General features: G+C 61.1%; 12 protein-coding genes. 10 read left to right on the top strand and 2 right to left on the bottom strand.

The features are described from left to right. Window positions 1–88 precede the first annotated feature (88 nt). From E5678_RS19665 to E5678_RS19645, 5 genes are all read left to right on the top strand, one after another. Complete coding sequence (locus E5678_RS19665; RefSeq protein ID WP_136180090.1) at window positions 89–1,018, top strand: branched-chain amino acid ABC transporter permease; 930 nt, start codon at window positions 89–91, stop codon at window positions 1,016–1,018. A gap of 66 nt (window positions 1,019–1,084) precedes the next feature. Continuing rightward, window positions 1,085–2,161, top strand: a complete 1,077-nt coding sequence (locus tag E5678_RS19660) for a branched-chain amino acid ABC transporter permease (protein ID WP_136180089.1) — start codon at window positions 1,085–1,087, stop codon at window positions 2,159–2,161. A 136-nt stretch (window positions 2,162–2,297) separates the two neighbouring features. After that, window positions 2,298–3,635, top strand: a complete 1,338-nt coding sequence (locus E5678_RS19655; protein WP_136180088.1) for an ABC transporter substrate-binding protein — start codon at window positions 2,298–2,300, stop codon at window positions 3,633–3,635. A 219-nt stretch (window positions 3,636–3,854) separates the two neighbouring features. Beyond that, window positions 3,855–4,667 (top strand): ABC transporter ATP-binding protein, encoded by an 813-nt coding sequence (locus E5678_RS19650; RefSeq protein ID WP_136180087.1) that lies wholly within the window; start codon window positions 3,855–3,857, stop codon window positions 4,665–4,667. 125 nt (window positions 4,668–4,792) lie between these two features. Further along, window positions 4,793–6,046, top strand: a complete 1,254-nt coding sequence (locus E5678_RS19645) for an AMP-binding protein (RefSeq protein ID WP_136180086.1) — start codon at window positions 4,793–4,795, stop codon at window positions 6,044–6,046. A gap of 35 nt (window positions 6,047–6,081) precedes the next feature. Here the strand turns inward: E5678_RS19645 and E5678_RS19640 are convergent, their stop codons facing one another. Beyond that, complete coding sequence (locus E5678_RS19640) at window positions 6,082–6,702, bottom strand: response regulator (protein WP_136180085.1); 621 nt, start codon at window positions 6,700–6,702, stop codon at window positions 6,082–6,084. Continuing rightward, the gene (locus E5678_RS19635; RefSeq protein WP_168708614.1) at window positions 6,699–8,780 is read right to left on the bottom strand and encodes a PAS domain S-box protein; all 2,082 of its coding nucleotides are present in this window, start codon (window positions 8,778–8,780) and stop codon (window positions 6,699–6,701) included. The genes E5678_RS19640 and E5678_RS19635 overlap by 4 nt, the downstream gene beginning before the upstream one ends. A 43-nt stretch (window positions 8,781–8,823) precedes the next feature. On the opposite strand from E5678_RS19635, the gene E5678_RS19630 reads away from it, so the two are divergent. From E5678_RS19630 to E5678_RS19610, 5 genes are all read left to right on the top strand, one after another. Next, a complete protein-coding gene (locus E5678_RS19630) occupies window positions 8,824–9,867 on the top strand; it encodes a DctP family TRAP transporter solute-binding subunit (protein WP_247596838.1) in 1,044 nt (347 codons plus the stop codon). Between the two features lie 122 nt (window positions 9,868–9,989). Further along, window positions 9,990–10,967, top strand: a complete 978-nt coding sequence (locus E5678_RS19625) for a TRAP transporter substrate-binding protein (protein WP_136180082.1) — start codon at window positions 9,990–9,992, stop codon at window positions 10,965–10,967. 63 nt (window positions 10,968–11,030) lie between these two features. After that, complete coding sequence (locus E5678_RS19620) at window positions 11,031–11,561, top strand: TRAP transporter small permease (protein ID WP_136180081.1); 531 nt, start codon at window positions 11,031–11,033, stop codon at window positions 11,559–11,561. Further along, on the top strand, window positions 11,558–12,841 hold the full coding sequence (locus E5678_RS19615; protein WP_136180080.1) for a TRAP transporter large permease subunit: 1,284 nt from the start codon (window positions 11,558–11,560) through the stop codon (window positions 12,839–12,841). Before E5678_RS19620 ends, E5678_RS19615 begins: the two co-directional genes overlap by 4 nt. A gap of 489 nt (window positions 12,842–13,330) precedes the next feature. Then, window positions 13,331–14,350 (top strand): tripartite tricarboxylate transporter substrate binding protein, encoded by a 1,020-nt coding sequence (locus E5678_RS19610; protein ID WP_136180079.1) that lies wholly within the window; start codon window positions 13,331–13,333, stop codon window positions 14,348–14,350. The last annotated feature ends 22 nt before the right edge of the window (window positions 14,351–14,372 follow it).

Here is a 14,372-nt window from a genome sequence, read left to right as displayed (position 1 = left end):
GACAAGCTCAGGCCAGGCTGCCAGCGCAGCCCCCTTCAGGTTGGATGCGGCTGCGCGCAGCGAGCCAGCAACGGGGGAGAGATAAATCATGGGATTTTTCATCGAAGCATTCATTGGCGGCCTGATGGCCGGCATGCTGTATTCACTGGTCGCTCTGGGTTTTGTCCTGATCTACAAGGCCTCCGGCGTTTTCAACTTCGCGCAAGGTGCGATGGTGTTGTTCGCCGCGCTGGCCATGGCCCGCTTCTCGGAGTGGATTCCTGGCTGGCTGGGCATAGAGAGCAAACTGATGGGCAACGTCATCGCATTTGCCTTGGCGGGTTGCGTGATGTTTGTGCTGGCCTGGCTGATCGAGCGCCTGGTTTTGCGCCACCTGGTGAACCAGGAAGGCGTTACGCTGTTGATGGCCACACTGGGCATCAGCTACTTCCTCGACGGCCTGGGCCAGACCCTGTTTGGCAGCGACATCTACCAGATCGATGTGGGCATGCCCAAAGATCCGCTGTTCCTGTTTGAGAACACGTTCGATGGCGGTGTGCTGGTGAACATGGAGGACGTCTACGCGGCCTGCGTCGCGGCTTTGCTGGTCGCTGTGCTGTCGCTGTTTTTCCAGAAAACATCTACCGGCCGCGCCCTGCGCGCCGTGGCGGATGACCATCAGGCCGCGCAATCCATTGGTATCCCGCTCAACCGCATCTGGGTCATTGTCTGGTTCGTGGCCGGTATCACCGCACTGGTGGCCGGTGTGATCTGGGGTTCCAAGCTGGGGGTCCAGTTTTCGCTCACCACAGTGGCCTTGCGCGCCTTGCCCGTGATCATCCTGGGTGGCCTCACTTCAGTGCCCGGCGCCATCATCGGCGGCCTGATCATCGGCGTGGGTGAGAAGCTCTCAGAGGTTTACCTTGGCCCCTATGTGGGCGGTGGTATCGAAATCTGGTTTGCCTACATGCTGGCCCTGGTGTTCCTCCTGTTTCGGCCACAAGGTTTGTTCGGCGAGAAGATCATTGACCGAGTCTGAGTTTTTGCGGAAAAGACCAGGGCCGCTTAGCGCGCCTGCTCTTTCCCCAACCGTATAGGAATTCCGATGTTTTACAGAGAAAACGGTCAGTTCAAGACCTCTTACCGCGCCGATCAGCAGATCTTTGCCATCGCGCAAGACCGCTGGGCCATCTACGCGCTGATCGCCTTCGCATTCATCGCTGTGCCGTTCATGGTGGACGAGTACATGTACCGGGCCATCCTGATCCCCTTCCTGATCCTGGCGCTGGCCGCGATCGGCGTGAACATCCTGGTGGGCTACTGCGGCCAGATTTCGCTGGGTTCGGGCGCCTTCATGGCGGTGGGCGCCTACATGGCCTACAACACCTACATCCGCATCGACGGCATGCCCCTGATCGTAGCCTTGCTCTCGGGAGGGGTCTTCGCCACCCTGGTGGGCATCATCTTCGGCATACCGAGTTTGCGGGTGAAGGGGCTCTACCTCGCCGTGGCCACCCTGGCGGCGCAGTTCTTCTGCGACTGGGCTTTCCTGCGCATTGGCTGGTTCACCAACAACACCTCTTCGGGCTCGGTCTCAGTGTCCAACCTGCAGGTGTTCGGCTGGACCATCAACACCCCAGTTGAAAAGTACCTGTTCTGCCTGGGCTTCCTGGTCGTGTTTGCCTTGCTCGCAAAAAACCTGGTGCGCTCGGCCGTGGGCCGTGAGTGGATGGCGATCCGTGACATGGACGTGGCCGCGGCTGTCATCGGCATTCGCCCCATGTACGCCAAGCTCAGTGCCTTTGCCGTGAGTTCTTTCATCATCGGCGTGGCCGGCGGCCTGTGGGGTTTTGTACACCTGGGTTCGTGGGAGCCCGCAGCCTTCTCCATTGACCGCTCGTTCCAGCTGCTCTTCATGGTGATCATCGGCGGCATGGGCTCCATCATGGGCAGCTTCTTTGGCGCGGCCTTCATCGTTGTTCTGCCCATCTTCCTGAACCAGTTCCTGCCCTTCCTCGGTTCGATGGTGGGCATTGAGATTTCCACTGCGGCGGTATCGCACACCGAATTCATGATTTTCGGTGCGCTGATCGTCTGGTTCCTGATCGTGGAGCCCCACGGTCTGGCCAAGCTGTGGAGCATTGGAAAACAGAAGTTGCGGCTCTGGCCCTTCCCGCACTGAAAGCTCGACCGTCTGCACTCGCCGAGCATCAGGGTACATCCCGATGGGGACATTCCCGATGCACAAACAGCGTCAGCCGGTTGAACTCAAGGGCCCTGGTTTTTGTGTGTGTTTTTATCCCTAGGAGACAAGAGAAATGAAAATTCGTAACCTCGTACTTTCTGTGTCAGCAGCCTGCATCGGCATGTCAGCGGCTTTGGTCGCCCCTTCGGCCATGGCGCAAGCCAAAGAGCAGTTCTTCCCTTCCCTCGTGTACCGCACCGGCGCCTATGCGCCCAACGGCGTGCCGTTTGCCAACGGCATGGCCGATTACATGAAACTCGTCAACCTGCGCGGCGGCATCAACGGTGTCAAGACGCTGGTTGAAGAGTGCGAAACCGGCTACGCCACCGACCGTGGTGTCGAGTGCTACGAGCGCCTGAAAGGCAAGAACGGTGGCGCCACCGTGTTCCAGCCACTCTCCACCGGCATCACTTTCGCGCTGACCGAAAAGGCCCCCATCGACAAGATCCCGCTGATCACCGCCGGCTATGGCCGCAGCGAATCGGCTGACGGCGGCGTGTTCAAGTGGAACTTCCCGCTGGCTGGCACCTATTGGGTGGCTGCCGACACCATCATCCAGGACATCGGCAACAAGGCCGGCGGTCTGGACAAGCTCAAGGGCAAGAAGATTGCACTGGTCTACCACGACAGCCCGTTCGGCAAAGAGCCTATCCCGCTGTTGCAAGAGCGCGCAGCCATGCACGGTTTCTCGCTCACCCTGCTGCCTGTCACCCACCCCGGTGTGGAACAGAAAGCCACCTGGCTGCAGATCCGCCGTGATCGCCCCGACTACGTGATCAACTGGGGCTGGGGCGTGATGAACTCCACCTTGCTGAAAGAAGCCCAGGCCACTGGCTACCCCCGCGAGAAGATCTATGGCGTGTGGTGGGCAGGTGCCGAACCTGATGTGAAAGACGTGGGCATGGGCGCCAAGGGCTACAACGCGGTGATGATGCAGCACGGCGCCGAACAGGATTCCCCGGTGGCCAAGGAGATTATCAGCAAGCTGCACGACAAGGGTCAGGGCACCGGGCCAAAAGAAGAGGTCGGCGAAGTGCTTTACATGCGTGGTCTCACCGCTGCCATGTTTGCCGTTGAGGGCGTGCGCGCAGCGCAAGAGCGCTTTGGCAAGGGCAAAGTCATGACCGGCGAGCAAGCGCGCTGGGGCTACGAAAACCTGAACCTGACGCAGGCCAAACTCGACGCGCTGGGCTTCAAAGGCGTGATGCGCCCGATCTCTACCAGCTGCAAAGACCACATGGGTGCTGCCTGGGCACGTGTCCACACCTGGGACGGCACGAAGTTCGTCTGGTCTTCCGATTGGCTGAAGGGCGATGAGCAAATCATCAACCCGATGGTCAAGGCGGCCGCCGACAAGTACGCGGCAGACAAGAAGCTGACACGCCGCACACCGGCCGACTGCCAAAGCTAAGCCCTCCCCGCCACAGCGATTGACCCACCCCTGCCGCGCTTTGCGCGGCCCCCTCAAGGGGGCGACACCAACGGGCCGGCAAAGCCGGACCCTAGGTGTCACGGGGAGGGGCGACTGCTCGCGAAAGGGCCACTCAACAACGGCTGGATCGAGCTTCAGCCGCCATTCACAAGACCAGCTTGCTGCTGCGTCTTGTGAATGGTCAGCAAGGAAAACGCTATGAGCACTTCTCCCAACATCGTTCTCAATGTCAACGGCATTGAGGTCATTTACAACCACGTGATTCTCGTGTTGAAGGGCGTTTCCCTCAACGTTCCCGAGGGTAAGATCGCGGCCATCCTGGGTGGCAACGGGGCGGGTAAAACCACCACGCTGCGTGCCATCTCCAACCTGCTCAAGGGCGAGCGCGGTGAGGTCACCAAGGGCAGCATCGAGTTGCGCGGTGAGCGCATCGAAAACCTCTCGCCCGCTGATCTGGTGAACCGGGGGGTGGTGCAGGTGATGGAGGGGCGCCATTGTTTTGCCCACCTCACCATCGAAGAAAACCTGATGACCGGTTCCTACACGCGAACCGACAAGGCCGAAATTGCGCGCAACCTGGAAAAGGTTTATACCTACTTCCCTCGCCTCAAAACGCGCCGCACTTCGCAAGCCGCCTATACCTCTGGCGGTGAGCAGCAGATGTGTGCCATTGGCCGCGCCTTGATGACCAACCCCAGCATCGTGTTGCTCGACGAACCCTCCATGGGCCTGGCCCCACAGCTGGTCGAAGAAGTGTTCAACATCGTGCGCGACCTCAACACCAAAGAGAAAGTCACCTTTCTGCTCGCCGAGCAAAACACCAACATGGCACTGAAGTACGCCGACTACGGCTACATCATGGAAAGCGGTCGCGTGGTGATGGACGGTGCAGCGGCCGATTTGCGCAACAACGAAGACGTGAAAGAGTTTTATCTTGGCATGGGCGGCAGCGAACGCAAGTCGTTCAAGGACGTGAAGAGCTACAAGCGGCGTAAGCGCTGGCTGGCTTGAATGGCTTCCCCCTGCGCCGCCTTCGGCGTCACCCCCTCAAGGGGGCGGCGCTGGCGGTCCGGCAAAGCCGGTCCCGCGGCGCCCTTGGTTAGACACCTCACACTCCACCACTTGTATTGATTGCCATGTCCGATTTTTTCGACGCCCTAGAATCCCGATCCTCTGCCGAACGCGAAGCAGACCAGATGGCATCGTTGGCCGGGCAGGTGTCGCATGCTCAGGCGCACAGCGCCGCCTTCACCGCCATCCTGAAGGGCGTCGACGCCAGCACCGTGAACAGCCGCGAGGCCTTGGCGAAACTGCCGGTCACACGCAAGCACGAACTGCTGGAGCTGCAGAAAGCTTCGCGCGCTCAAGGTGGCGATGCGTTTGGTGGGTTTTCTGCGCTGGTGCGCGGACCAGCGATGTCGCGTGTTTTCGCCAGCCCCGGTCCCATCTACGAACCGGAAGGTGCGAAGGCCGACTACTGGCGCACAGGGCGAGCCCTGTACGCCGCCGGTTTTCGGTCGGGTGAGCTGGTGCACAACGCCTTCAGCTACCACATGACCCCGGGCGCGTTCATCCTGGAAAGCGGTGCCCATGCCGTGGGCTGTACCGTGTTCCCAGCCGGCACCGGCCAGACCGAACAACAGCTCGATGCCATTCGCGATCTGCGGCCCAATGCCTACACCGGCACGCCCAGTTTCCTGCGCATCCTGCTGGAAAAGGCCGCTGAAGCCCAAGTGGATGTCAGTTGCATAAAGAAGGCATCGGTGGGCGGTGAAGCCTGTCCCCCCAGCCTCACGGCCTGGTTCAAGGAGCACGGCGTGGATGTGTACCAGACCTATGCCACCGCCGATCTCGGCCTGGTGGCCTTTGAGACATCGCCCCGCGAGGGACTGGTGCTGGAAGAAGGCGTGATCGTGGAAATCGTGCGCCCGGGCACGGGCGATCCCGTGACCGAGGGCGAAGTCGGGGAGCTGGTGGTGACCTCGCTCAATCCGGCCTACCCCCTGATCCGTTTTGGCACTGGCGATCTGTCTGCGGTGTTGCCCGGCAACTGCCCGAGCGGGAGAACCGGGCCCCGCATCAAGGGCTGGATGGGACGCGCCGATCAGACGACCAAGGTCAAGGGCATGTTCGTGCACCCCGGCCAGGTGGCCGACATCACCAGGCGCTTCCCAACCGTGAAAAGGGCGCGCCTGGTGATCAGTGGCGAAATGGCCAACGACCAGATGTGCCTGCAGGTTGAAGCAATCGATGTCGATGACCACCTGCGGGATCAGCTGGAAAGCACGATGCGCGAAGTGACCAAACTGCGCGGGCAGGTGCAAATCGTGCGGGTCGGCAGCCTGCCCAACGATGGCAAGGTGATTGAAGACACCCGCAGCTACCAATAAGCGAACGGGCTTCTTCGCTGTTTTCGCCGGCGCACTCAGCGCAACTGGAAGCGCCCCATGTGGTGCGCCAGTTCGACAGCCGAATGCACACCCATTTTTTCGAAAATGTTGGCTCGGTGGAACTCCACGGTGCGTGGAGTGATCCCGAGATGGTCGGCGATATTCTTGTTGTAGTGGCCCTGCAACAGTTCATCCAGAACCTCGCGTTCGCGTCCACTCAAACTCGCCAAGGCTTGACGCAGGCGCTGCGCCAGCTGGGTTTCCTCGCTCATCACGGCCTGCAGCGCAGCTTCCACGCGGTCCACCAGCTCGTTGTCCTGGAACGGTTTCTCCAGGAAATCCCAGGCACCCTTCTTCACCGCAGCCACCGCCATGCCCACGTCGCCATGGCCGGTCAGGAACAGCACCGGCCAGGGGCAGGCCAGTGCATTCAGCGCTTCAAAGGTGGCCAACCCTGACAGCGGCTCCATGCGAATGTCGAGCAATACGACCGCGGGCGCCCAACGATCGGCCTGGGCGCGAGCGGCGCCCAGAAAGTCCTCGCCCGATGCCCAGGCCTGCACCTGATGGCCGCGCGAGTCGAAGAGCCAAGCCAACGCATCCCGAAAATCGGGGTCGTCGTCAACCACATGAATGGCAGGCGTTGAAGGGTTCATCTGGAAAGATCTTTGGGCAAGCCCTGGGTCTCTTGGTCTGGCACAACTGAAGTCTGCATTTTCACCCCATCAACCTGTTGGGGGTCCTTGGGCAGTTTCACCGTGAAACAGGCGCCCCCCAATTCACGCGCCGGCGTGACATCGATGACGCCGTGGTGGGCCTCGATCACCGAGCGGCAAATCGCCAACCCCATGCCCATGCCATCGTCTTTGCCACTGAAAAAGGCATTGAAGACCTGATCGCGCTGATCGGGTGCAACACCAGGGCCACTGTCGCTCACCGACAAAAGACAATGCGTCAGTCCGTCTTCCAGCGCGATCTGGACCAAGGGCTCGCGTTCGCCCTGCTGCGCCCAGTGTTCTGCGTTGTGGACCAGATTGAGCACCGCGTGCTCCAGCAGCAACGCATCGGCCTCTATCCAGACGGGGCGGCTCGCCAGCCGAAGCCGGATCGGTCCGGCGCGTTGCCGTTGCAAGGGCTCGATCACCCGGCGCAAAAATGCATTCAGATCCAGGGGCTGGCGGCTCATCTCACGACGGCGGGCAAAGGCATTTACCCGCTGGATGATGCGACCGGCCTTGGCCGAGAGCTGCTCCATGCGCTCTACCACGCTGGTCAACTCTTCATCACTCAGGCGCCCCTGACGCAAGCGGTTGAGCAGGCCGTTGGCAAAGCCGCTCAGCGCGCCCAGCGGCTGGTTGAGTTCGTGCGCCAGGGTGGACGCGACCTCCCCCATGGCCACCAGCCGCCCGGAGGCTTCCAGTTTTTCCTGCTGGCGCGCCGCCATGCGCTCGGCACGCTTGCGCTCACTGATATCCAGCACCGAGCTCATCCAGCCCAGGGGTTCTCCAGTGGCCGTGGTGAGCGGGGCCTCGTGCACGAGCACATCCACCAGATGCCCACTCTTGTGTTGAAACTGCACCTCGACGCCCGCGAGATCCGTGCCTTTGGCCGTCACACCGCGGTGGAGGAGATCCAGCTCGGCCACCATGCCGGGTGGCCAATAGGGCATGGGTGCACTGCGGCCAATGAGGTCTTTGGGTTCAAAACCCACCATGCGACAGAACGCCCGGTTGACATACAGGATGCGGCCCTTTCGGTCCCAGGCCCGCAAGCCAATGGTCGCCGCATTTTCCATTGCCATGCGCAGGGCCACCTGGGCCTTCAGCTGCACCTCCATGCGCTGGCGCTTCACAAAATCCCGCCTCAGGGCATACAAAGCCGCCAGCATGCCCAGCAAACAAACCAACGCCACCAGAAAGAAGGTTCGCGGCACCGTTGGAGAATCGGAAATCGTGGTGCGCATCTGAAGCGCGAGGTCCACGCCCGGCAACTCCAGAAATGCCTGATCGGGCGGCGCAGGGTCGCGTCGGGCCTGCGCCAGCTGAGGCTCCGACATGAGTGACACCTCATGGCTGTCGGTGAACCAGGCGGGGATGAATGCACGCACCGCATCTTGCAGAGACAGTCGGGCCAGGTAATGACCCGAGAACGCACCCCGGTCAAACAAGGGCACCGCCATCCAGATGATGGCCATGGACCCAGGGGTCAAACCATTCAACGGGCCACCATAGGCGGGCCGGCGCAACTCCCGCGCCACGTCCTGCATCACCATCAAGGCCTCACCATCGGCGGACTGCAGCCCTTGATCCTGGGCCAGGGCACGCCCCACTGGCGAATCTTTTAAGGCGGCGCCTGCCGGCAGCCAGCCATGCACCAGCACCACACCGGGCTCACGCAGCAACAAGCCCGCCTGCACGCCTTCGGCCTGCACGTCCATCCCCACACGGGAAGGATCGCGCGTGCGGTGCGCCAAAACCTGCAGATCGTCCTCCAGACGCCGAAAGTGAAAACGCGCGCTTTGTTCCAGCCACTGAAGATCCGCGGTTTTGCGCCGCTGGTCTTCTTCGGCCTCAAACGTCTGCAAGTACAACACCAGCGCCACCACAGCCACCGCCAACATGAGCAGCAAACCGAGCAACCACCAGGTCGCGCGCCGCCCCCGGCCACCCGAGCCCCCGTCTGGCCGGGTCAGCAGTTCGAAATCCAATAAAGCGTCAGGGGGAGTGGGGTTCATGCCTGGGTGGTGGGTGGCGCCGCGTTGCACTAGCATAGCGGTGATGTCCATGCCTGTGCCTATCCGTCTGAACTTGCGCATGCGCTTGCGCCACGCCTTGCCGCTCATGGCGCTGGCATTTGGTATGGGCCTGCTGAGCCTGCCTGCGGCGGCACTCGCAGAGCCGCTCAAGATTCGCTTCGCCCACGTGGTGGCACAAGACACACCCAAAGGCCTGGCCGTGGAGCGGTTCAAGACACTGGTGGCCGAGCGCAGTGGCGGGCGCATGGTGGTGGAGGTCTATGCAGGCTCCTCGGTCTATGGCGACCTTGACGAAATGCAGGCTCTGCAGGCCGGCGCAGTGGAAATGCTGGCGCCATCGCTCTCCAAGTTCGGTCGGGTGGGGTTTCCTGAATTCGAGTTGTTTGACCTGCCCTACCTGTTTGACACCCTGCAAGATGTGCACCGCATCACCGATGGCCCCTTGGGTGCCCGATTGCTCAAAAGCCTGGAGCGCCAGGGCATGGTTGGCCTGGGCTTTCTGGACAACGGGTTCAAACACATGAGCGCCAACCGACCCTTGTTGCGGCCCGCCGACTTCTCGGGCCTGCGCATGCGGGTGCAAACCTCACGCGTGATCGCCGCGCAAATGCGGGCGCTCGGCGCAGTTCCCGTCCAGCTGCCGTTTGGTGCGACCCGACAAGCCTTGGCCCGACAGGTGGTCCAAGGCACCGAGAACCCCTTGTCGAATTTCTGGACCCAGGGCATGCACCGCGTGCAATCCGACCTCACACTCACAGGACACGCCTACCTCGGCTACGCGGTGGTCACAGGGCAGCGGTTCTGGCGCAGTCTGTCCCCCGGGGATCAGCGCTTGCTCCGCGAAGCCCTGAACGACGCGCTGCGCTACGGCAACCAGATTGCCGACAGCCAGAACAGCAAAGCACTGGTCTCCTTGCGCCAGGCAGGTACCACCGCAGTGCACGAGCCTTCTGCAGCGCAACGCCAACTGCTGCGAGACACCGTGCAAACGGTGCACCAGCAACTGGGCCAGCGCATCGGGCCGCAATGGATCCAGGACGCCCACGCGGCCCTCCATCGCCCCTGACGCTGAGCTGACGACTTCAGGGTTTTCCCTGCTGTTGAAGGCCACAGTTGGCCGCGTCGCCAAGCCTCCTTACACTGTCGGTCAGTCCAATCCGGACCGAACTTGCATTGGAGACAAACCCCATGAAACTCAAATTCGCCCTCGCAGCCGCCTTGTTCGCTGTTGGCTTGAACACCTACGCCGCCCCCATCGTCATCAAGTACAGCCACGTGGTGGCCGACGTGACCCCCAAGGGTCAGGCTGCCCTGAAATTCAAGGAATTGGCCGAGAAGAAGCTCGCCGGTAAAGTGGAAGTGCAAGTGTTCCCCAACAGCCAGCTGTTTGGTGACGGAAAGGAAATGGAAGCGCTGTTGCTGGGCGACGTGCAAATCATCGCGCCTTCGCTGGCCAAATTCGGCAAGTACACCCCCAAGCTGCAGATTTTTGACCTGCCCTTCCTGTTCACCGACCTGGCTGCGGTTGACCGCTTCCAGGCCAGCAAAGACGGTCAGGCGCTGTTGAGCTCGATGAACAAAAAGGGCATCACCGGCCTGGGCTATCTGCACAACGGCATGAAGCAGTTGTCGGCCAACAAGCCACTGGGCATGCCCGGCGATGCAAAGGGTTTGAAGTTCCGCATTCAGGCGTCTGACGTGCTGGAATCCCAGTTCAAGGCTGTGGGCGCCAATCCACAGAAGCTCTCTTTCGCCGAGGTGTACCAGGCCCTACAAACAGGCGTGGTCGATGGTGCCGAGAACCCATGGTCCAACATCTACAGCAAGAAGTTCCATGAAGTACAGGGCTACATCATGGAGAGCAACCACGGCGTGCTCGACTACATGGTCATTACCAACACCAAGTGGTGGGACGGTCTGCCAGCCGATGTGCGCAAGGGCCTGAACGAAGCCATGCAAGAGTCGATCAAGTTCGGCAACAAAGTGGCCAACGAAGAAGATGCCGAATTCCGCAAGAAAGTGATCGCCGACAACAAGGGCAAAGTGTTGCCGATGAGTGCAGAGCACCTGAAGGCTTGGCGCGCCGCCATGCAGCCCGTGTGGAAGCAGTTTGAAGGCGATATCGGTGCCGACCTGATTCAGGCCGCACAAAAAGCCAACAAGTAAGCGGGCAAATCGCTCACCTCCTCCAGAACCCCGGCCCCGTCCGGGGTCTTTTTTGGAATCATCATGCTGAAAATCCTCGACCGACTCGAAGAGTGGATCATGTCCCTCATGCTGCTGGCCATGACCTCCCTCGCATTTATGCAGGTGGTGCGCCGCTATATCTTCAACACCAACTTTTCATGGAACCTGGAGCTCACCACCGTGTGCTTTGCGATCATGATTTTTGTGGGCATTTCTTACGGCGTGCGTGTGGGCTCCCACATCGGTGTGGACGCGCTGGTCAAGCAAATGCCCGCGGGCATGCAGCGTACCGCCGGTATCGTGGTGGTGTTGCTTTGCTTGGTGTATGTGGGCTTCGTGATGGTGGGCGCCACCGAATACGTTGGCAAGATGAAAGAAGTGGGCATTGAATTCGACGACATGCCTATCGAGCGCTGGCAGGTGCTGATCATCATGCCGATCGGCTACGCCATGGTGGCGTTCCGCTTCCTCCAGATCCTGTGGAACCTGATCACAGGCAAAACCACCAGCCTGCACCTGGCTGACGAAGTGGCTGACGCCATGAAACTCAACGCCGACAAGGAATCCGCATGAACACGATCTTGCTTTTTACCTGCCTGTTCATCTTTCTGGCAATGGGCATGCCGGTGGCCATTGGCCTGGGCTTGTCCAGCCTGTTGACGATCTTTTTCTTCTCGCAAGACTCGCTGGCTTCGATGTCGATCAAGCTGTTTGAGACCAGCGAGCACTACACGTTGTTGGCGATTCCATTCTTCGTGTTGGCGGGCAATCTGATGTCCACCGGTGGGGTGGCACGCCGCATGGTCAACTTCGCCATCGCGGCGGTTGGTCACATGCGCGGCGGCCTGGCTATCGCTTCGATTCTGGCGTGCATGCTGTTCGCGGCGGTGTCGGGCTCCAGCCCGGCCACGGTGGTGGCGATTGGATCGATTGTGATCGCTGGCATGATGAAAAACGGCTACACCAAAGAGTTTGCGGCGGGCGTGATCTGCAACGCCGGCACGCTGGGCATCCTGATTCCCCCGTCCATCGTGATGGTGGTCTATGCCGCGGTGACCGAAGTGTCGGTGGGCCGCCTGTTCATGGCGGGCGTGGTGCCCGGCATCTTGTTGGGTCTGATGCTCATGGCCGCCGTCTGGTGGCGCGCTGGCAAGCTGCAACTGACGCCGCCTGCCAAAGCACCTTTGCGCGAGGTATTGAGCAAATTCCGGGAATCCATGTGGGGCTTGGCCTTGCTGGGCATCATCATGGGCGGCATCTACGGTGGTGTGTTCACGCCCACCGAAGCCGCCGCAGTGGCTGCCGTGTATGCCCTGTTCGTGGCGGTGTTCATCTACCGCGACCTCGGGTTCAAGGACCTGCCCGAAGTGTTCCTGGAGTCCTCCAAGACCACTGTGATGCTGATGTTCATCGTGGCCAACGCCTTGTTGTTTGCCCACGTGCTCACCACCGAGCGCATCCCGCAAACGATCGCTGAATCCATCTTGGGCATGGGCATGACACCCTGGATGTTCCTGATTGTGGTCAACGTGATGTTGCTGGTGGCCGGCGCGTTCATGGAGCCCACCGGTGTGATCCTGATCCTGGCGCCCATCCTGTTCCCGATCGCCACTCAGCTCGGCATTGACCCGATCCACCTGGGTGTGATCATGGTGGTGAACATGGAGATCGGTATGGTGACGCCGCCGGTGGGGTTGAACCTGTTCGTCACCGCAGGGGTCACCAAGATGACCTTGATGCAGGTTACCCGCGCTGCGCTGCCTTGGCTCTCGGTACTGATGGTGTTCCTGATCATAATCACCTACATTCCGGCCATCACTCTGGCACTGCCCAACGCGATCTTTGGCCCTTGAGTTTCAAGACGGTGGCCATCTAGACGGAAAGGCCTGGGGCAACTGCCCCAGGCCTTTTTTTCGGCCCATCTACGTGTTTTCCTTCATAGCGCAGGAGGAGGTCATCGCTAACATCATCAAAACACCGCTGCCGTCAGGCTGCGACCACCCAAAGCGGCAAGCCATCGCAGGTCCTATATGAATACCCCGCCCTTACCTGTTTCGGATACGAGCGCTCTGATTGCCCTGGCGCCATTGCGCCTTGCGGACGCCATCACCGAACGTTCCCGGCAGACGCGGGCTGCATCGCGGTAAGCGGCTCACAGGGGGGCTCGAGTTCTGCGCGGTATGCCCAAGCGGCCCACCCTTCGCTCATCGTGTTCGACGACGCAGGCGTGGGCAAAGAGGTTGCAGGGAATGTGGGCTTGCACAAGCAACGGCCCTCGCCCTGGACGCCGCACCCGGCACGGCATTGAAGTTTCTGTTAGATCCCACCCCGAGGAAGCCCGCATGTACCACCCCTCCGAAACCAGCCGCACGCCCCGTCGACAGCTGATCCTTGTCGCGGCGGCTGGCGCCGCACTGGCCCTGTCTGGCCCCTTATGGGCTCAGGCAGCCTGGCCATCCAAACCGCTGCGCATCGTGGTGCCCTTTTCGCCCGGGGGAACAACCGACCTGCTGGCCCGTGTGCTGGCGCCTGAACTCAGTCAGGCGCTGGGACAACCGGTGGTCATCGAGAACAAGGGCGGTGCGGGCGGCAACATCGGTGCCGACACAGTGGCCAAGGCCTCGCCCGATGGCTACACCCTGCTCATGGGTACCGTCGGCACCCACGGCATCAACAAATCGCTCTACAGCAAACTGTCCTACGATCCGCAAAAAGACTTCGCTCCCATCACCCTGGTGGCAGGGGTGCCCAATGTGATGATCATGAACACCCAGCGCGCCAAAGAGTTGGGCATCCAGTCGGTCCCCGATTTCGTGCGGTATGCCAAGGCCCACCCCGGCCAACTCAACATGGCGTCCAGTGGCAACGGGACCTCCATCCATCTCGCCGGCGAGCTTTTCAAATCGCGAACCGGGATTTTCATGGCCCACATCCCCTACAAGGGATCCGGACCGGCGATGAAAGACATGCTGGGCGCCCAGATGGACGTGATGTTTGACAACCTGCCGTCGGCCATGCCACACATCCAGTCGGGCAGTCTCAAAGCCTTTGCTGTGACCAGCGCAGCCCGAACGCCCAGCTTGCCCGACCTGCCCACGGTCGCCGAAGCAGGCCCGCTCCCCGGCTTTGAAGCCAGCTCCTGGTTTGGGCTGCTGGCACCGGCAGGCACGCCGCCAGAGATTGTGAACCGCTTGCAGCAGGAGACCGCCAAAGCGCTGGGCACACCGGCCATCAAGGAACGCCTGCTCGCGCTTGGGGCCATGCCAGGGGGCAACACACCTGCGGCATTTGCCCAACTCATCGACGCCGAAATCAAAAAATGGGCGGGTGTGGTCAAAGCCTCAGGCGCACGGGTCGACTGACCGGCAACTTCAACAACCAAGG

Source organism: Hydrogenophaga sp. PAMC20947, assembly GCF_004795855.1.
Classification (GTDB): domain Bacteria; phylum Pseudomonadota; class Gammaproteobacteria; order Burkholderiales; family Burkholderiaceae_C; genus Hydrogenophaga.
Note: the sequence above shows the minus strand (reverse complement) of the source record. Positions and strands in the feature narration are given on the sequence as shown.